Here is a 16,908-nt window from a genome sequence, read left to right on the forward strand (position 1 = left end):
TGCGTAATTATAATACGCATTGCGTAATATCCGATCCGCGGGTTTACCCGGCCGACTGGGCCGCCACCTAAGATGCCGAGGACATGACCTCCCCCGCCGAAGCTCCTTCTTCCCCTCCCCGCGAGCGCCGCCAGCGCGTGCAGTCCGCCGAGACCGGCATGGCCGTGCTCAAGGGCCTGGCGCACCTGGGCGGGCGCAGCAGCCTCACGGCCCTGGCCACCCACGTGGGCGAGAGCCCGGCCAAGGTGCACCGCTACCTTGCGAGCCTGATGGAAGAAAGCCTGGTGCGCCAGGACACCACCTCGCAGCACTACTACCTGGGCCCCGAGGCGATCCAGATCGGGCTGGCCGCCATGCGCCAGGCCGACCCGATCCGCGCGGCCGAGCCTTGCCTGATCCGCCTGCGCGAATCATTGGAGGTGACCTGCTTCGTGGCGGTGATGGGCAACAAGGGCCCGACCATCGTGCGCTTCGAGGAGCCGGGCCTGCCGGTCACGGTGAACGTGCGCGCCGGCTCGGTGATGTCGATGCTGTGGTCGGCCACCGGCCGCGCCTTTCTGGGCCTGCTCGACGAGTCGCGTGTGGTCGCACTGGCCGAACAGGAACTGGCCGAAGCCACCGCGGACATGCGTGCGCTGCTCGATGCGGCCGACCCCATCGGCACGCTGCGCCGCGAAGTGCAGCAGGCGCACTGCGCCATCGTGAAGGACACCTACCTGCGCGGCATCAGCGCCGTGGCGGCGCCGGTGTACGACTACGCGGGAAGGGTGTGCGCCGTGATCACCGCACTGGGTGCCACGGGCGGGTTCGACCCGTCGATCGACGGGCCAATCGCCATCGCCGTGCGGCGGGAGGCGAAGGCCGCCGGCGCGCTGCTGGGCGCGGCGGCCTGAGGCAAAGCCGGAGCTGCCCGAAGGCAGCGGGCAGATTTACTCTGCCCAGACCACCGTGCCGGTCCACGCCGTGGCCAGCACGACGATGCCGAAGGCGATGCGGTACCACGCAAACGGAATGAAGTTGTGCGTGCTGATGTACTTCAGCAGCCAGCGCACGCACAGCCATGCGCTGATGAACGAGAAGGCCAGGCCCACCGTGAACATCGGAATGTCGGCCACCGACAGCAGCGCGCGCTCTTTGTACAGGCTGTAGGCACCCGCGCCGATGAGCGTTGGAATCGCCAGGAAGAACGAGAAATCGGTCGCCGCCTGGCGCGACAGGCCCAGCAGCATGCCGCCGATGATGGTCGAGCCGCTGCGACTGGTGCCCGGAATCATCGCGAAGCACTGCACCAGGCCGACCTTGAGCGCGTCCCAGGGCGTCATGTCGTCGACATGTTCGACGCGCACCGAGCCCGGCGGGCGCTTCTCGGCCCACAGGATGATGAAGCCGCCGATGATGAAGGTGCTCGCCACCACCGTCGGAATGAACAGGTGCGCCTTGATCATCTTGCCGAACAACAGGCCCAGCACCACCGCGGGCAGGAAGCCGATGACGACGTTCAGCACCAGCCGGCGCGCCTTGGGCTGGCGCGGCAGCGCCACCACGGTCGAATGGATCTTCTGCCAATAGACCAGGATCACCGCGAAGATCGCGCCGGTCTGGATGGCGATATCGAACACCTTGGCCTTGGCGTCGTCGAAGCCCAGCAGCGAGCCCGCAAGAATGAGGTGGCCGGTCGACGAGATCGGCAGGAACTCGGTCAGACCCTCCACGATGCCCATGACAGCGGCCTTGACCAGCAAAACGATATCCACGCGTACTCCTTGTAAGAGCGGCAATTATCGCGAGGCCTCCGGTCAGGTCCTGCTCAGGCCCTCGGCCGCAGGAAATACCTAGTTCAGGTGATGTTCGACGTCGGCGCATTAATACATATTGGTAACAGTTATTCACCTGCGGCCGAAGGAGCATCCATGTCAACGTTCACCACCGGGAGTGAACTCGAGGACTGCGTCGCTGAAGAACGCCCCTCGACGCTCGACGACCATGTCGAAGACCGACTCAAGAGCCCCTGCCAGCGGGAGCGGGAGCAGTGCCACGGCATGCTGCGCGTGGCCGAAGCCACCGGCGCCTCGGCCTACGAACTGCGCCAGTTGACGCAGCGCCTGGCCGACATCGACCGCTGCGGCGCCAGCGCCTGCATCGTCGCGCAGGGCCACGTAGAGGCCGACCGCATGGCCTCCGGCTTGCAGGCCGACGCCGCCCTGTGCATCGACTTCCGGCTGCTGGAGCCGCTGGGCCCGGCCCACGACAAGAAATGGTTTGCGCGCTGGAAGTTCTGGAGCTTCCTGCTCGGCGCGGCCGGTCCGGTGGCCGCGCTCACGCTGCAGGGCCTGGCGCTGCGCCCGGCCGAACCGCACGACGCGCACGCCGACCTGGTCGCCAAGTCGCGCAAGGTGCTCGAAAGCTGGCGCCGCACCTCCGACACCCTCTTCTGGCACGCGGTGGAAGACTACGTGCGCCAGCAGGCCTTCTCGCTCGAAACCCAGGCCTACCTGATGCACTGCGTGGCGTCGGTCTTTGCGGCCGATGCGCCCCCGCTGTCCGACGCCGAGCGCGAACGGCTGGCCGCCGTGCTCACCGACACCTACTGCGACGCGCTCGGCACCGCGGCGACCATGCCTTCGTCGGACATCTACCGGCGCCTGGCGCAGGGCCTGGAAACCGACAGCGGCAACGCCGGCCCGGGCCGCCCGCTGGGCCGCGGCGAAGCCGCACAGGTGGCGATGACCACGCTGGTCACGGTCGTCGGCAACGGCGGCTCACACTGAAGCGCGACGGCGCAGCGCACGCACCGCGCTGTCGACCGTCGTCAGCACCGGCAAGCCACTGGCTGCCTCGCAGGCGCCACGCGCCCGCGCCATGCTGAACTGAGCCAGAGCAATGCGCGTGCAGCCGCGCGCGCGCAGTGCCGCGGCCTGCTCGGCGATGAGCGCATCGTGGCGCTGTGCATCACCCGCATCGAGCGCGGCCAGCGCGCCCTCGGCCAACGCCAGCTCGAGCGGCATGCCCGAGGGAAACTCCGGCGGCATCGATTCCAGCGTGCGCGCAAAGGTCGCGATCAGGCCCAGGCGTCCTTCACCCTGCACGGCCTCTTCGATCATGGCCTCGTTGGGCTTGAGCACCGGAATGCCCGCATGCCGCTGCGCCACCGCCTCGATGCACGGCCCGAAGGCCGAGCAGGTGAAGAGGATGCCGCGCGCGCCCGTGTCCACCGCGTACTGCGCCAGCCGCTGGAAGCGCTCGTGCATCGCGGCGTCGAGCCCCTTGCCGTCACGCGCCAGGTCGGCCGACAGGCTGTCGTCCAGCAGGTTCATGCGCACGGCCTCGGGCCAGTCGCGTGCGAAGGCTTCGTTGATGGGGGCGACGGAATGCGAGAGCGCGTGGATGAGGGCGATGCGTGTCATGAAATCAGAAATCGAAGCGCTCAAATTCCTTTGGACGACGGGTTGGCGAACGCGTCCTTCGTCTCGGCATTGAGCGGGTAGTTGATGTTGATGCCCTTGGGCGGAATCGGCGACATGAACCACTTGCTGTAGAGCTTGTCCATCTCGCCGGACTTCATCATGCCCGAGACCACGCGGTCCACCAGCGCCTTGAAGGCGGGGTCGTCTTTGCGGAACATCAGCGACTGGTTCTCGGTGCGCAGGCTCTCGCCGGTGATGACGAAGTCCTTCGGATTGCGCGCGTTGGCGATCTGGCCCGCGAGCAGGATGTCGTCGAGCACGAAGGCCTGCGCACGGCCGCTCTCGACCAGCAGGAACGAGTCGGTATGGTCCTTGCCCGAGAGCTGGTTCACCTCGAGGCTGCGGCCCTTGTCGGCCGCGCGCAGCAGGCGGAACGAGGTGGTGCCGGCCGTGGTGACCACCGTCTTGCCCTGCAGGTCGGCAATGCTCTTGATGCCCGAATCGGCCTTCACCAGCGTGCGCACGTTGTAGCGGAAGATGTCCGGCGAGAAGGCCACCTGCGACTGGCGCTCGACCAGGTTGGTGGTGGAGCCGCACTCGATGTCCACCGTGCCGTTCTGCACCAGCGGGATGCGGTTGGCCGAGGTCACGGCCTGGTACTTGATGTCGAGGGCGGGCAGCTTCAGCTCGGTCTTCACCGCCTCGACGATGCGGTTGCAGATCTCGATGCTGTAGCCCACGGGCTTCAGGTTGCCGTCCAGGTACGAGAAGCCGAACGAGGCCTCGCGGTAGCCGAAGGTGATGGCGCCGCTGGCCTTGATCTTGGCGAGCGTGTCGTTGGCGGCCTGCGCCTGCGCGGCGGTGGTCGGCAGCAGCGTGGCACAGGCCAGCGCGAAAGCGGCTGCGGCGATGGAAAACGACAGACGAAGCTGGGGCATGGAACGCTCCTCGGGACGGCGGTTGAAGAAAAAGGGAACGGGGGACGGTGGCTCAGCGCGTCGCGCCGCGCGTGACCGCGTCGACCGAGGCCGCAAGCCGCGCGACGATCTCGTGCAGGTGATCGCGCGTGGCGATGTAGGGCGGTGCCAGCAGCACGTGATCACCCTGGCGGCCGTCGACCGTGCCGCCGAAGGGGTAGCACAGCAGGCCGCGCGCCATTGCGTCTTGCTTGAGGCGCGCGTGGACCTTCAGCGAAGAGTCGAAGGGCTGCTTGCTCGCGCGGTCAGCCACCAGCTCGACGCCCCAGAAGAAGCCGCGGCCACGGATGTCGCCCACGTGCGGGTGATCGCCCAGCGCCTCGGCCAGCATCGCGCCGAAAGCCACACCGTCGTCGCGCACCTTGGCGACGAGGCCGTCGCGGCGGATCACCTGCTGCACCGCGAGCGCCGCCGCACAGGCCATCGGGTGGCCCAAGTAGGTGTGGCCGTGCTGAAAGAAGCCGCTGCCCTTCGACATAGCTTCGACGATCTTGCGCTGCGCGAGCACCGCGCCGATCGGCTGGTAGCCGCCGCCCAGGCCCTTGGCGATGGTCATCAGGTCGGGCGCCACGCCCTCCTGCTCGCAGGCGTGCAGCGAACCGGTGCGGCCCATGCCGCACATCACCTCGTCGAGGATCAGCAGCACACCGTACTTGTCGCACACGGCGCGCACCGCCTTCAAGTAGCCCGGCACGGGCGTGAGCACACCGGCGGTGGCGCCGCCCACGGTCTCGGCCACGAAGGCGATCACGCGGTCGGCGCCCTGCGCGACGATGGCCGCCTCCAACTCATCTGCCAGACGCAGGCCGTACTGCTCGGCGCTTTCGTCGGCGCGCTGCTCGCGGTACGGGTAGCACGGGGCGACGTGCGTGGCCGGCACGAGGATCGGCGCGAAGGGCTCGCGCCGCCAGGCGTTGCCGCCCACTGCGAGCGCGCCCAGTGTGTTGCCGTGGTAGCTCTGGCGACGCGCGATGAAGTGGGTGCGCTGCGGCTGGCCGATTTCCACGAAGTACTGGCGCGCCATCTTCAGCGCCGACTCCACCGCCTCCGAGCCGCCGCTCACGAGGTACACGTGGCTCATGCCTTCGGGAGCGGAACCGATGAGTTCGTCGGCCAGCTGCTCGGCCACCTCGCTCGTGAAGAAGCTGGTGTGGGCGTAGGCCAGTGTGTCGATCTGCGCGTGCATGGCCGCCATCACCTCGGGGTGGCCATGGCCGAGCGAGGACACGGCCGCGCCGCCCGAGGCGTCGAGGTACGCGTGCCCGTCGGCGTCGCGGATGAACATGCCCTGCGCGCTGGCGGCAACAGGCGGAGTGTGGCGAAGGTGGCGGTGGAAGACGTGCGTCATGGCGGCTGGCAACTGGACTGGGGTTGGAACTAACGTTTCAGCCGAATTATTATTTGGAACATTCGTTCCGTCAACTCCCGTGGTTTCCCTGCTCCGGTACATTCGTTCCAGACACCCCGAGAAAAGAGACACCGCCATGGGCGCCCGAGAACAGATCCGCCAGCGTTTCAACGAACTGAGCCCTGCCCTGCAGCAAGTGGCGCGCTACGTGCTCGACCACCCCAACGAGGTGGTCACGGGCTCGATGCGCAACGTCGGCACGCGCGCGCAGAGCACGCCGGCCACGCTGGTGCGCTTCGCCCAGCACCTGGGCTTCGACGGCTGGCCACAGCTCAAGGAGGCCTTCGCCGCTGACATGGGCCTGGGCACCGAAACGTATGGCGTGCGCGCCAAGCAGCTGGTCGGCCGCGCCGCCGACCAGGGCCTGACGGGCGAGATGTTCGAGGTGCAGCGGCGCAACCTGGAGCTCACGCACCAGCAGAGCGGGCCGGCGCTGCTCAAGGCCTGCGTGCTGCTGGAGAAGGCGCCGGCCGTGCATGCGGCGGGCTTTCGCGCGTGCTTTCCGATCGCGTTCTCGTTCGTGTACGTGTACCGGCTCTTTCGCACCAGCGTGCACCTGGTCGACGGCCAGGGCGGCTCGCTCGAGATGCAGCAGCGCGCTTTCGCCAAGGGCGACGCGCTGGTGGTGGCAAGCTTTGCGCCCTACTCGCGCGAGGCGCTGCAGGTGGCGCAGGCCGCGAAGGCGGCCGGCTGCCGCATCGTGGCGATCACCGACAGCGTGACCTCGCCGCTGTCGCTGCTGGCGGACGAAACGCTGCTCTTCACCATCCACAGCCCCTCGTTCTTCCCCTCGGTGGCGGCCGGCGTGGCCGTGACGGAAGCGCTGGTCGAACTGCTCGCAAGCCGCGCGGGCAAGCCGGTGATCCGGCGCATCGACCAGGCCGAGGCGCAGCTGTTCGAGTCGGGGGCCTACCTCATGGCGCCCGTGGCGCGCGGCGGCTGAGAGACGGAATCAGGCCAGCGCGCGGGTGCGGCCGGCGCTCTGGCGCAGATACAGCACCAGCAGGTCGCGGTTGGCGTTGATGTGCTCGCGCATGGCCGCTTCGGCGCCGGCAGCTTCCTGCCGGCCGAGCGCCTCGACGATGCAGCGGTGCTCTTCCAGCGCCTGCAGCGCCTGGCCGTGCCGGTACATCAGCATGGCGGCGTCGCGCTTGTGCGGGCGCGAGCGGCTGTCGAAGATCACCGGCAGCTGGCAGGCCCGCTGCACGGCCTCGCTGAGCCAGCGGTTGTCGGCCAGCGACAGCAGCTTGTGGTGGAAAGCCTGGTTCAGGTCCTGCCACTGGTCGGCGCGCTCGTCGGTCCAGTCGCCGCTGTCGTGCAGCAGCGCGTGCTGCTCGTCGACCATGGCCGTCAGTTCGGCCAGCGCCTCGCCGCCCAGGCCGCGCTCGCTGAGCAGGCGGCAGCCCATGCCTTCGAGCGTGGCGCGCACGCTGAAGGCGTCGAACACGTCCTTGGCGTCGAAACGGCGCACCTGGAAACCCCGCTGCGGGTGGTAGACCAGCAGCCCCTCGTCGGCCAGCCGCGCCATGGCGCCGCGCACAGGGGTGCGCGACACGCCAAGCTCGTTGGCGAGCGAAATCTCCATGAGGTGGGCGCCGGGGGCGATCGCACCGTCGAAGATGCGGGTGCGCAGCGTGTCGGCCACGGACAGCACGCGCGTCCGCGAGGGATCTGGGGGGGTCATCGAAAGTCGGAAACAGGGAGCGGCCCGAAGCGGGCCGCGCGGATGGTACGGCGGCGTATCGAAGCTTCATATCCCCAATTTCCGTAAAAATTCCTTTCTGGCGACTTTTTCGAGAATTACGGAAAAATTATTAACTTCTGTAAACAATCACCCCGGTTTCCGCGTTACCGCCCCGCTGTTTCGGCCGCCAGGTGGATCGCGGCGCGAATCCGGGGGTAGGTGCCGCAGCGGCAAATGTTGCCGCGCATGGCGTCCGAGACCTGGTCGTCGCTGGGTTTCGGGGTCGTCTTGAGCAGCGCGCAGGCCGACATGAGCTGGCCGCTCTGGCAGTAGCCGCACTGCACCACGTCGACCTCGGTCCAGGCCTGGCGCAGGGCGTCGGCCTCCCGGCCCTTCAGCCCCTCGATGGTGGTGACCTCGCGCGTGCCCACGGCTTCGAGCGGGGTGACGCAGGAGCGCACGGCCTCGCCGTCCAGGTGCACGGTGCAGGCGCCGCACAGCGCCTTGCCGCAGCCGAACTTGGTGCCGACGAGCTTCATCTCGCCGCGCAGCACCCACAGCAGCGGGGTGTCGGGCTCGGCGCTCACGGTGGCGGTCTGGCCGTTGATCTTCAGCGTGGTGGTGGTCGTGGTCATGGGATGTCCTTCTTGTTCTGGGAGGGTCAGGCCAGCCGCAAAGGCAGGCTGCGCAGGCGCTGGCCGGTCAGCGCGAACACGGCGTTGGCCACGGCGGGCGCGATGGGCGGCGTGCCCGGCTCGCCGACGCCGCCGGGCGGCACCTCGGCGCCGGTGCCGGCGAGGATGTCGACCTCGATGGCCGGGCACTCGTCGATGCGCAGCGGCGTGTAGTCGTGGAAATTGGTCTGCTGCACCTGGCCGCGCGCCACGGTGATCTCGCCGCGCAGCGCCGCCGACAGGCCGAACACGATGCCGCCCTCCATCTGCTGGCGGATCAGGTTCGGGTTCACCGGCAGGCCGCAGTCGATAACGCACACCACGCGGTGCACGCGGATCTGCCGCTCGGGCGTCACCGACACCTCGGCCACCTGCGCCACGATGCTGCCGAAGGCGCGATGAATGGCCACCCCGCGCGCGCGCTTGGCGCCGTCGGGCCCGTCGGCCAGCGGCTCGCCCCACTTCGAGAGCTCGGCCACGCGCTTGAGCACCGCCAGGTGGCGCGCGTCCTTGGCGAGCAGGCCGGCACGGAAGGCGACCGGGTCCTTGCCGGCGGCCACGGCGCATTCGTCGATGAAGCTCTCGACGAAGAAGCCGTTCTGCGAATGGGCCACCGAGCGCCAGATGCCGGTGGTGACGGCCGATTCGACCGGCACGTGCGCCACGCGGGCCTGCGGAAAGTCGTAGGCGGTGTTCCAGGCGCCGTCGGTCGAGTTGTCCATGAACGACGGCGCGCCCAGGCTGGAGCCGGCGCTGGTGGTCTGCCACGCGACCAGCGCGCCCGCCGCGTCGAAGCCGGCCTTGCACCGCGCCACGTAGGCGGGGCGATAGAAGTCGTGCGTCATGTCTTCCTCGCGCGACCAGATCAGCTGCACCGGCGCGCCGCCGGCCTCGCGTGCGAGCTGCGCGGCCTGCACCAGGAAGTCGATGAAGTAGCGCCGCCCGAAGCCGCCGCCCAGGTAGGTCACGTGCAGCGTGACCTTCTCGGCATCGATGCCCAGCGTCTTGGCGACCGCGGCGCGCGCGAAGCCCGGCGCCTGCGTGGGCGCCCAGACGGTGGCGGCGCCGTCCTTGAACTGCACGGTGCAGTTCATCGGCTCCATGGTGGCGTGCGCCAGGAAGGGCACGCGGTACTCGACCTCGATCATGCGCGCGGCCGACTTGAGCGCTGCTGCCACGCCGCCCGTATCGAGGCGCGCGTTGCCTGCGTCGGTGTCGAGCGTGCGCGCGAGGCGGTCGATCATCTCGGCGCTCGACAGGCTCGCGGCCGGGCCGTGGTCCCAGGTGATGTCGACCTTCTTCAGCGCGCGCATCGCGTGGTACGGCGTGTCGGCGATCACGGCGACGCCGCCCGCCGTGCTGCCGGTGCCGACGAGGCTCGCGGCCACGGGTTCCAGCGCCACCACCTTGCGCACGCCGGGCAGCGCCTCGGCGGCTTTCGCATCGAAGTGCGCGACGCGGCCGGCCAGCGTCGGGCACATGGCGATGCTGGCGTACAGCAGGCCCGGCGGCAGCACGTCGATGCCGTAGATGGCGGTGCCGTTGAGCTTGCCGGCGTTGTCGATGCGCCGCTGCGGCTGGCCAATGACGCGGAAGTCGGCTTGTGCCTTGAGCTTCACCGCCGTGGGCAGCGGCTGCTGCGCGGCCTGCGCCGCGAGTTCGCCGAAGCGCGCGCTGCGGTTGGAGGCCGGGTGCAGCACACGGCCGGCCTCGGTGCGGCACTCGCTCGCAGGCACCTGCCACTGCGCCGCCGCCGCGCCCACCAGCATCAGCCGCGCCGAGGCGCCGGCCTCGCGCACCGGGCCCCACTGGTCGGTGACGCTCGACGAGCCGCCCGTGCCCGACAGCCCCGGAATCGTGCGCAACAGCTTGCCTACCACCTGGTGCGCCGCGCGCTTGCCGAAGCCCTCGTCGCCGGGCTTGAAGGGCAGCGCGTCGAGGATCATGGCCTGGTTGTTGTAGATGGCGTCGAAGCCGGCCTGCTCGAGCCGCACCTGCGACATCGAAGCGTCCATCTCTTCGGCCAGCAGCATCGCCAGGCCGGTGTGGGTGCCCTGCCCCATTTCCGACTGCGTCATCACCAGCGTGACCGTGTCGTCGCTGCCCACCTTGACCCAGCCATTGAGCGCGACCTGCCCGTTGCCCGCCGGCAGCGGCGCGCCGGGCACGAGGCGCGACGCCGCCGGCGTGGCGGCCCAGCCGACGACCAGGGCGCCGGCGGCCCCGAGGGTGCCGAGCGCGAAGTGGCGGCGTTTGAGTTGGGGCATGGGGTGGTCTTTCTTCGGTGGGGGTCTTGCTTGTCGTTCGTGCGGAGATGTCGCCGTCGTCAGGGCGGCACGGCGATGCCTCGCCAGAACATCTCGAAGCCGGCTTCGGCACAGTCGAAGGCCTCGTGGTCATCACCGGCCTGCGCGATGTAGCCGACCGTGGTCTCGGCCATGGCCGTGAGCATCGCGCCCAGGAACTCCATCGGCCGCTCGACGACTTCGCCGCGCCGCATGCACTCGTGCGCTGCCGCCTCCAGCCGCGCGAACGGCACCATGCCGGCGACGCGGCTCTCGTTGCTCAGTTCGTCGGACACCTTGAGTTGCGCCAGCACGCGCAGCTTGCCGGGGTGCGCCACGCCCCATTGCACGTAGCGGTCCCAGATGTGGCGGAACTGGGTGCGTGGGTCGGCGGCTTCGGGCCAGTCGGCCAGCATCACGCCGGCCAGCTCGGTCTTCAATGCGCGGTACAGCGCGTCGGTCAGCAGCGCCTTGCTCGCGAAGTAGGTGAACAGCGTGCCCTCGGCCACGCCCGCGGTGCGCGAGATGGCCGAGGTCGGCGTGGCCCACACGCCGCGCCGGCCGAACTCGACCAGCGCCGCCTCGAGGATCGCGTTGTGTTTGTCTGCGCTGCGGGGCCGGGCCATGCGTCGATGGTCTCCATCGTTCGTTTAAATGAGTGCTTACTCAAGTATAGGAACGCGGCGCCGATCCGCAAGCCCGTGGAACCACGGTGTCACGCGGCAGTCCAACGAAGGTCGTGGCGTCGTGCTGCGACAGGAGGTAATGACCATGAAGCATGTCAAGCATTGGCAGGACCCCGTCAACGCCGTCGCCGGCGTGTGGCTGATCGTCTCGCCGTGGGTACTGGGCTTTCAGGGCAACACGCTCGCCATGTGGACCATGGTGGCGACCGGCATCGCGCTGGGCGCCGTGGCCTTGGGCGCGACCTTCGTGCCGCATCAGTGGGAAGAGTGGACCGAAGTGGCGCTGGCAGCCTGGCTGGCGGTGTCGCCCTGGTTGCTCGACTTCCGCATGGTCGAGCCGGCACTGGTCAACGCGGTGCTTGTTGCCGCGGTGATCATGGTGCTCGCCCTCTGGGTCCTGGTGACCGACAAGGACTACCTGGGCGGTGCCATCGACCGTCCGGCGTGATGGGGAGAGAGCGATAGTGTGAGCCGAGCGGCGACCACCGCCGCGAAGCGACGACGCCCGGTCCGGTGTTCCTGCATGCAGCGAGCACTGGTCGGGCCGACGGGCCAGGCAGGTTCCCATGCCCGCCCGCGACACCCGCCGCTTACGGCGCGCGGGAAGCGGCGTTGTTGTTGTTTTGAATGCTGTTGCCGACCGGGCGGGCATCGCCCATCCAGTCGGCCTGCCAGCCGCCGCCCATGGCCTGGATCAGCGCGATTGCCGCGGCCTGGCGATTGACCTGAAGCTGCACGAGCGCGCGCCGCGCGCTCAGTGCGGCGGCCTGCGCCTGCACCACGTCGGTGTAGCTCACCTGCCCCGCGCGATACCTATTGAGCAGTTGCTGCTCGGTCTTGTCGGCCGCTGCCGTGGCCTCGCGGCGCAGGCCTTCCTGCTGCGCCAGCGTGGCGCCGGTGGTCAGCTGGTCTTCGACGGTCTGGAACGCGGCCAGCACGGTCTGCCGGTAGCGCGCCACGCTGGCCTCGTGGCCGGCCTTGGCGGCATCGACGCTGGCGCTGATCGCTCCCGCATCGAACACCACCTGCGCCACCGACAGGCCCAGCCCCCACAGCGTGTTGGCCGAACCGAAGAGGTCTTTCACGCGGCTCGCGTTGCTGCCGACCGAGGCGGTGAGCGAGATGTTCGGGTAGTAGGCCGAGCGCGCCACGCCGATCTGCGCATTGGCCGCGGCCACTGCACGCTCCGCCGCCGCGATGTCGGGCCGGCGTTGCAGCAGCGTCGAGGGCACGCCGGTCGGCACGCCGGGCACCGTGGGCGTCCAGCGCGCGGGCGGCAGGCTGAAATCGGCCGGCGCCACGCCCACCAGCATCGCGATGGCGTGCTCCAGCGTGGCGCGTGTGCGCTGCAGGCCCACGCGGTCGGCCTTGGCGTTCACCAGTTGCGTCTGCGCCTGCAGCACGTCGGTCTGCGCGGCGATGCCGGCGGCGTAGCGGTTGCTCGTGATCTCGAAAGCGCGTTGGTAGCCGAGGATGGTTTCGTCGAGCAGCACGATCTCGGCGTCGGCCTCGCGCAGCGAGAAGTAGTGGGTCGCCAGGTCGCCGACGGCCGACAGCCGCGCCGAGGCCAGGTCGGCCTCGCTGGCCTGTGCGTTGGCCTGCGCGCTGTTCACGGTTTCGCGCAGCCGGCCCCACACATCGGGCGTCCAGCTCGCGCCCAGCGTGGCGCCGAAGGCATTCGACGGGCTGGTCGAAGCGTTGCCACCCACCGTGCCCGAACGCCTGCCGCTGCCGTCGAACGACACCGACGGGAACAGCCCCGCGCGCTGCTCGCGCACCAGCGCCTGCGCCTGTGTGTAGTTGGCGACGGCGGCGGCGATGTTCTGGTTCGACACCTGCACGCGCCCCGCGAGTTCATCGAGCGTGGCGTCGCCGAAGAGCTTCCACCACTCGCCGCGGTCGAGCGCGTCGGCCGGCGCGGCGGGCAGCCAGCCGTCGGCGGCGGGCTGTTCCTTCCAGCCGGCGGGCGCGGCGGATGCGGGAAGTTGGTAAGTCTGGCCGACGGCGCAGCCGGCGAGCACGGCGGCCACCGCGAGCGTGCTCAGCGCGAAGAAGCGGCGTGAAGGACCGATAGAAGTGAAGGAGGCATTCATGGTCATGGGTCTCAGACGGCCGGAGCGCGGCTCAGCGCGTGTTCGTTCTTGCCGCGGCGGCGCAGCTTGTCGAGCAGCAGGTACACCACCGGCGTGGTGAGCAGCGTCAGCAGCTGGCTCGCGATGAGCCCGCCGATGATCGCCACGCCCAGCGGCCGGCGCAGTTCGGCGCCCTCGCCGAAGCCGATGGCCAGCGGCAGCGCGCCGAGCGCGGCGGCCAGGGTGGTCATCAGGATCGGGCGGAAGCGCAGCAGGCAGGCCTCGCGCACCGCCTCGAGCGGGCTCAGGCCGCGCGAGCGTTCGGCCTCCAGCGCGAAGTCGATGATCAAGATGGCGTTCTTCTTCACGATGCCGATCAGCAGGAACACGCCGATCAACGCGATGATGGAAAACTCCATGCGGAACATCAAGAGCGCCAGCACCGCGCCCACGCCGGCCGAGGGCAAGGTCGACAACACCGTCACCGGGTGCACCAGGCTCTCGTACAGGATGCCCAGCACGATGTAGATCACCACCAGCGCCGCCAGAATCAGCATCACCTGCTGGCCCTGCGACTGCTGCGCGCTCAGCGCGGTGCCGGCAAAGGCGCCGCGCACATTCGTCGGCATCGCGATGTTGGCCTCGGCCTTGGCGATGGCCTCGCGCGCATCGCCAAGGTTGGCGCCTTCGGCCAGGTTGAACGAGATGGTGGTGGCGAGCTCGCCGTCTTCATGGCTCACCGAGGTCGCGACCGACTGCTCCTCGAACTTCGCCACCGCCGACAGCGGCACCAGCGTGGTGGCTGTGTTGCTCAGCACGTTGCCCGTCGAAGCGTTGCGCAGGCCGGCGTTGGCCGACACCGGCACCGTCGCGGCGGCGCTGGTGGAGGCCGCCGTGCTGCTGGTCGATGTGGTTGCCGCCACCTGCGTGGTCACCGCCTGCCCGCCCACCACCGAAGTTCGGGTGGCGGGCACGTACACGTCGCGCAGCGCGTTCGGGCTGCTCGTGTAGGCCGGCGCCCATTCCATCACCACGTGGTACTGGTTGAGCTCGGTGTAGATCGTGGCCACCTGCCGCTGGCCGAAGGCGTTGTACAGCGCGTTGTCGATGGCGGTGGAGGTCAGCCCCAGGCGCCGCGCGCTGTCGGGATCGACCTTCGCCACCGTCTCCACGCCGTTCTGGTCCTGGTCGGTGTCGATGTCGGTCAGCGTGGGCTGCTGCTTCATCTCGTCGGCCAGCTTCACGGCCCAGGTGCGCAGGTCGGCCAGGCTGTCGCTCTTGAGCGTGTACTGGTAGGTGGAGTTGCTGGAGCGCCCGCCCGAGCGCACGTCCTGCACCGGGCCGAGGAACACGCGCAGCCCCGTCACCTGCGCCAGCTGCGGGCGCAGCCGCGCGATCACCGCCAGGCCGCTGTCCTTGCGCTGGCTGGCCGGCTTCAGGTTGACGAACATGAAGCCACCGCCCGCCCGCCCGCCGCCCGTGAAGCCCACCACGGTGTCGACCGCCTCGTCCTTGCGGATGATGTCGACCACCTCGCGCAGCTTGGCGCCCATGGCCTGCGACGAAATGCTCTGGTCGGCACGCAAGCCGCCGTTGAGCTGGCCGCTGTCCTGCTGCGGGAAGAAGCCTTTCGGCGCCGCGCTGAACAGGTAGACATTGAGCCCCACCACCGCCAGCAGCACGAACATGACGATCGCCTTGCTGTCGAGCGCCCAGTCGAGCGCGCTCTCGTAGCGTTTGAGCATCCAGTCGTAGCTGCGCTCCGCCGCGCGGCCGAGGCGGCCCGGCGGCTTGCCGTTGCCGTGACCGTTGTTGCCGCCGGGCTTGAGCATCCACGCGCACATCATCGGCGTGGTCGTGAGCGAGATGACCAGCGAGATCAGCACCGCCGCCGACAGCGTCACCGCGAACTCGCGGAACAACCGCCCCACCTGCCCGCCCATGAACAGCAGCGGAATGAACACCGCCACCAGCGACACGCTGATCGACAGCACCGTGAAGCCCACTTCCTGCGCGCCGAGCAGCGCCGCCTTCATGCGCGACATGCCCGCTTCGATGTGGCGGCTGGTGTTCTCGAGCACCACGATCGCGTCGTCCACCACGAAGCCCGTGGCCACCGTGAGCGCCATCAGGCTCAGGTTGTTGAGACTGAAGCCCAGCAGATGCATCACCCCGAACGTGCCCAGCAGCGCCACCACCGTCGCCACCGCCGGCACCACGGTCGCGCGCACGCTGCGCAAAAACAGGCTGACCACCAGCACGACGAGCAGCACGGCGATGACCAGCGTCATCTCCACTTCGCGCAGCGAACTGCGAATGGAATTGGTGCTGTCCGAGGCGACCTGCAGCGTCACGTCCGGCGGCAGTTGGGCCTGCAGCTCGGGCAGCAGCGCACGCACGTTGTCGACCGTCTCGATGATGTTGGCCGAGGGCTGTCGCGTGATCAGCACGATGATCGCCGGCTCGCCGTTGAACAGGCCCAGCGTGCGCGTGTCTTCCACGCCGTCGATCACGTCGGCCACCTCGCGCAGCCGCACCGCCGCGCCGTTGCGCCAGGCCACGACCATCGAGGCGTAGTCGCTTGCGCGCAGCGCCGGGGTCTGGGTGTAGATCTGCAGCTTGCGCCCTTCGCCTTGCACCATGCCCTTGGGGCGGTTGGCGTTGGACGCTTGAATCGCGGCGCGCACGTCGTCGGTGCTGATGCCGTAGCGATTCAGCGCGAACGGCAGCAGCTCGATGCGCACGGCGGGGAGCGAACCGCCGCCGATTTCTACGTCGCCTACGCCGTCGACTTGGGACAGGCGCTGGCTGACGATGTTCGAGACTGCTTCGTAGATCTGGCCTGGGGTTTTTGTCTTTGACGTGAGGGCCAGGATGATGACGGGGGAGGCTGCTGGGTTGGCTTTGCGGTAGGTTGGGTTGCTTCTTAATGTCGCAGGCAGGTCTACGCGGCTGGCGTTGATGGCTGCCTGGACTTCTCTTGCGGCGCCGTCGATGTTGCGGCTTAGGTCGAATTGCAGGGTGACGCGGGAGGAGCCTACCGAGCTGGTGGACGTCATTTCGTTGACGCCTGCGATGGTGCCTAGGTGTCTTTCTAGTGGCGTTGCTACGCTTGTTGCCATCGTCTCTGGGCTTGCGCCTGGGATCGAGGCTCTTACTGAGATGACTGGGTAGTCGACTTGGGGTAGCGGGGAGACTGGTAATACGAAGAACGCGGCTATGCCTGCCAGGGCGATGCCTATGGTTAGCAGGACTGTGCCTATGGGGCGGCGGACGAAGGGGCGCGACAAATTCACCGCTGCGCTCCCAGCGAAGGACGGAGGCCGGGTCTCGCCCCGGCGGGCGACCTACTTTTCTTTGCTTCGCCAAAGAAACGTAGGCAAAAGAAAGGCGACCCTGCTGTCTGCGTCCCTCCGCTTCGCTTCGGGCAACCTGCGGTGCTCACGTTTCGCGGGGTCTCGCCCAAACTCGCTTCGCTCAAACAAGGGCAAGCCCTGATCCGCGAAACGCTGCGCTCCTCGGCGCATACAGAAGGGGTTTGGGTACCGGGCGGGCCATCGCTTCGCTCGGCCACCAAGCCGCCGCAGGCGCTTCGCGCCTGCGGCGGTTGGAATTTGTGTTGGCTGTTGGCTTCTCCCGGGCCGAGCGAAGCGAAGGCCCGAAGCTCCCCCTCCCCTCTGGCTGCGCCGAGGAGCGGAGCGTTTCGCGGATCAGGGCT

The 16,908-nt window shown here is 68.8% G+C and carries 14 protein-coding genes; 4 read left to right on the forward strand and 10 right to left on the reverse strand.

All coding sequences use genetic code 11. The features are described from left to right. Positions 1-83 precede the first annotated feature (83 nt). Positions 84-893, forward strand: coding sequence for an IclR family transcriptional regulator (locus IG196_RS20630; RefSeq protein ID WP_192192792.1), 810 nt, complete (start codon positions 84-86; stop codon positions 891-893). Between the two features lie 36 nt (positions 894-929). Here the strand turns inward: IG196_RS20630 and IG196_RS20635 are convergent, their stop codons facing one another. After that, positions 930-1,754 carry an undecaprenyl-diphosphate phosphatase gene (locus tag IG196_RS20635; RefSeq protein ID WP_192192793.1) on the reverse strand — a complete coding sequence of 275 codons (825 nt, stop codon included), beginning with the start codon at positions 1,752-1,754 and terminating at the stop codon, positions 930-932. 156 nt (positions 1,755-1,910) lie between these two features. On the opposite strand from IG196_RS20635, the gene IG196_RS20640 reads away from it, so the two are divergent. Further along, the gene (locus IG196_RS20640) at positions 1,911-2,768 is read left to right on the forward strand and encodes a hypothetical protein (RefSeq protein WP_192192794.1); all 858 of its coding nucleotides are present in this window, start codon (positions 1,911-1,913) and stop codon (positions 2,766-2,768) included. Here the strand turns inward: IG196_RS20640 and IG196_RS20645 are convergent. Genes IG196_RS20645 through IG196_RS20655 form a run of 3 tightly spaced genes read right to left on the reverse strand, consistent with a single transcriptional unit; the run spans position 2,760 to position 5,729 of the window. Next, complete coding sequence (locus tag IG196_RS20645; protein ID WP_192192795.1) at positions 2,760-3,404, reverse strand: aspartate/glutamate racemase family protein; 645 nt, start codon at positions 3,402-3,404, stop codon at positions 2,760-2,762. The genes IG196_RS20640 and IG196_RS20645 overlap by 9 nt on opposite strands. A 20-nt stretch (positions 3,405-3,424) precedes the next feature. Beyond that, a complete protein-coding gene (locus IG196_RS20650) occupies positions 3,425-4,342 on the reverse strand; it encodes a transporter substrate-binding domain-containing protein (RefSeq protein WP_192192796.1) in 918 nt (305 codons plus the stop codon). 52 nt (positions 4,343-4,394) lie between these two features. Next, entirely contained in the window at positions 4,395-5,729 is a 1,335-nt protein-coding gene (locus IG196_RS20655) for an aspartate aminotransferase family protein (protein WP_192192797.1), read from the reverse strand. Between the two features lie 136 nt (positions 5,730-5,865). Here IG196_RS20655 and IG196_RS20660 point away from each other — a divergent pair, with 136 nt between their 5' ends. Beyond that, positions 5,866-6,732 carry a MurR/RpiR family transcriptional regulator gene (locus tag IG196_RS20660; RefSeq protein ID WP_192192798.1) on the forward strand — a complete coding sequence of 289 codons (867 nt, stop codon included), beginning with the start codon at positions 5,866-5,868 and terminating at the stop codon, positions 6,730-6,732. 9 nt (positions 6,733-6,741) lie between these two features. On the opposite strand, the gene IG196_RS20665 is transcribed toward IG196_RS20660, so the two are convergent. The 4 genes from IG196_RS20665 to IG196_RS20680 form a co-directional block, all read right to left on the reverse strand. Further along, complete coding sequence (locus IG196_RS20665) at positions 6,742-7,473, reverse strand: GntR family transcriptional regulator (RefSeq protein ID WP_192192799.1); 732 nt, start codon at positions 7,471-7,473, stop codon at positions 6,742-6,744. Positions 7,474-7,637: 164 nt separating this feature from the next. Beyond that, positions 7,638-8,108: a (2Fe-2S)-binding protein gene (locus IG196_RS20670; RefSeq protein WP_192192800.1), complete on the reverse strand. Its 471-nt coding sequence runs from the start codon at positions 8,106-8,108 to the stop codon at positions 7,638-7,640. Between the two features lie 26 nt (positions 8,109-8,134). Further along, positions 8,135-10,414 carry a xanthine dehydrogenase family protein molybdopterin-binding subunit gene (locus IG196_RS20675; protein WP_192192801.1) on the reverse strand — a complete coding sequence of 760 codons (2,280 nt, stop codon included), beginning with the start codon at positions 10,412-10,414 and terminating at the stop codon, positions 8,135-8,137. 59 nt (positions 10,415-10,473) lie between these two features. Then, the gene (locus IG196_RS20680) at positions 10,474-11,058 is read right to left on the reverse strand and encodes a TetR/AcrR family transcriptional regulator (protein ID WP_192192802.1); all 585 of its coding nucleotides are present in this window, start codon (positions 11,056-11,058) and stop codon (positions 10,474-10,476) included. A gap of 145 nt (positions 11,059-11,203) precedes the next feature. Here IG196_RS20680 and IG196_RS20685 point away from each other — a divergent pair, with 145 nt between their 5' ends. Then, complete coding sequence (locus tag IG196_RS20685) at positions 11,204-11,566, forward strand: SPW repeat protein (protein WP_101490282.1); 363 nt, start codon at positions 11,204-11,206, stop codon at positions 11,564-11,566. 142 nt (positions 11,567-11,708) lie between these two features. On the opposite strand, the gene IG196_RS20690 is transcribed toward IG196_RS20685, so the two are convergent. Beyond that, positions 11,709-13,211 carry an efflux transporter outer membrane subunit gene (locus tag IG196_RS20690; protein ID WP_192192803.1) on the reverse strand — a complete coding sequence of 501 codons (1,503 nt, stop codon included), beginning with the start codon at positions 13,209-13,211 and terminating at the stop codon, positions 11,709-11,711. An 11-nt stretch (positions 13,212-13,222) separates the two neighbouring features. After that, positions 13,223-16,486 (reverse strand): efflux RND transporter permease subunit, encoded by a 3,264-nt coding sequence (locus IG196_RS20695; RefSeq protein WP_192192804.1) that lies wholly within the window; start codon positions 16,484-16,486, stop codon positions 13,223-13,225. Positions 16,487-16,908: the final 422 nt, after the last annotated feature.

It is taken from the genome of Variovorax sp. 38R (genome assembly GCF_014843395.1).
In the GTDB taxonomy this organism is placed as follows: domain Bacteria; phylum Pseudomonadota; class Gammaproteobacteria; order Burkholderiales; family Burkholderiaceae_C; genus Variovorax; species Variovorax paradoxus_H.

Excerpts from the sequence above, each read along its gene's own strand:
- IG196_RS20630 (WP_192192792.1), top strand. The coding sequence starts at position 84 with ATGACCTCCCCCGCCGAAGCTCCTTCTTCCCCTCCCCGCGAGCGCCGC.
- IG196_RS20640 (WP_192192794.1), top strand. The coding sequence starts at position 1,911 with ATGTCAACGTTCACCACCGGGAGTGAACTCGAGGACTGCGTCGCTGAA.
- IG196_RS20645 (WP_192192795.1), bottom strand. The coding sequence starts at position 3,404 with ATGACACGCATCGCCCTCATCCACGCGCTCTCGCATTCCGTCGCCCCC.
- IG196_RS20650 (WP_192192796.1), bottom strand. The coding sequence starts at position 4,342 with ATGCCCCAGCTTCGTCTGTCGTTTTCCATCGCCGCAGCCGCTTTCGCG.
- IG196_RS20655 (WP_192192797.1), bottom strand. The coding sequence starts at position 5,729 with ATGACGCACGTCTTCCACCGCCACCTTCGCCACACTCCGCCTGTTGCC.
- IG196_RS20660 (WP_192192798.1), top strand. The coding sequence starts at position 5,866 with ATGGGCGCCCGAGAACAGATCCGCCAGCGTTTCAACGAACTGAGCCCT.
- IG196_RS20665 (WP_192192799.1), bottom strand. The coding sequence starts at position 7,473 with ATGACCCCCCCAGATCCCTCGCGGACGCGCGTGCTGTCCGTGGCCGAC.
- IG196_RS20670 (WP_192192800.1), bottom strand. The coding sequence starts at position 8,108 with ATGACCACGACCACCACCACGCTGAAGATCAACGGCCAGACCGCCACC.
- IG196_RS20675 (WP_192192801.1), bottom strand. The coding sequence starts at position 10,414 with ATGCCCCAACTCAAACGCCGCCACTTCGCGCTCGGCACCCTCGGGGCC.
- IG196_RS20680 (WP_192192802.1), bottom strand. The coding sequence starts at position 11,058 with ATGGCCCGGCCCCGCAGCGCAGACAAACACAACGCGATCCTCGAGGCG.
- IG196_RS20685 (WP_101490282.1), top strand. The coding sequence starts at position 11,204 with ATGAAGCATGTCAAGCATTGGCAGGACCCCGTCAACGCCGTCGCCGGC.
- IG196_RS20690 (WP_192192803.1), bottom strand. The coding sequence starts at position 13,211 with ATGAATGCCTCCTTCACTTCTATCGGTCCTTCACGCCGCTTCTTCGCG.